The 770-nt window shown below is 35.2% G+C and carries 2 protein-coding genes; both read left to right on the top strand.

Features of this window, described 5'->3' with window-relative positions; all coding sequences use genetic code 11:
- Nucleotides 1-579, top strand: a 579-nt coding sequence (locus tag NK213_RS20330; protein ID WP_253352740.1) for a hypothetical protein, incomplete at its 5' end; no start/stop codon positions are given.
- Nucleotides 580-770, top strand: a 191-nt coding sequence (locus tag NK213_RS20325) for a hypothetical protein (protein ID WP_253352738.1), incomplete at its 3' end; no start/stop codon positions are given.

Below are 770 nucleotides of genomic sequence, written 5' to 3'. Positions count from 1 at the left end.
ATATATGAATATCCGGTAAAAGGTCATGAATATGTAGTAGGAAGTGATGTGGCAGAAGGACTGGAAGAAGGAGATAAGTCAACCTTTGTAATAATAGACAGGGAAACTAAAAAGACAGTAGTAACAGCAGAGTATACAGTAAAACCGGATGAACATGGAAATATTCTGTATAAATATGCATCAGAATATAATAATGCCTTACTAGGAGTAGAGAGAAATAATCATGGTCACAGTACACTAAATACATTAGAGAAAACACTTGAATATGAGAATCTGTTTCATATGATAAGATACAACACAAAAACCAAAGAAGAAACAGAGAAATTAGGATGGGAAACCACAGCACAGTCAAAGTTTCTGATGCTGGATGAATTGGATACTGCTCACAGGAATGAAGATTTAATAATACTTGATAAAAGAATAATAGATCAGATGATGACAGTGCAAAAAGAAGACGGGAAAGTAAATGTAAACGGAAAAGATTTAGCGGTAGCCTTAGCTATAGCAAATCAGCTACTGAAATATGAACCAAGAAAAAGAGGAGTAGCAATATCAAGATTACTGGGAAGGAGAAGGTAAATGAGTAAGAAAAAAGCGAAAAGTCCTCAAACGGTAAGAGCGCCAGCGGTCCTCCGGCAGATATCCTTAAGACTATTTGAAATAGGAAGCACAAATTTATCCTTAAATGAGGATATAGACCTAGAAGCTTTAAATAATATGTATAATGATATCCATGTAAATACAGCCATAGAATCGCTGTTACGGGGAGT

It is taken from the genome of Sebaldella sp. S0638 (assembly GCF_024158605.1).
GTDB lineage: Bacteria > Fusobacteriota > Fusobacteriia > Fusobacteriales > Leptotrichiaceae > Sebaldella.
Note: the sequence above shows the minus strand (reverse complement) of the source record. Positions and strands in the feature narration are given on the sequence as shown.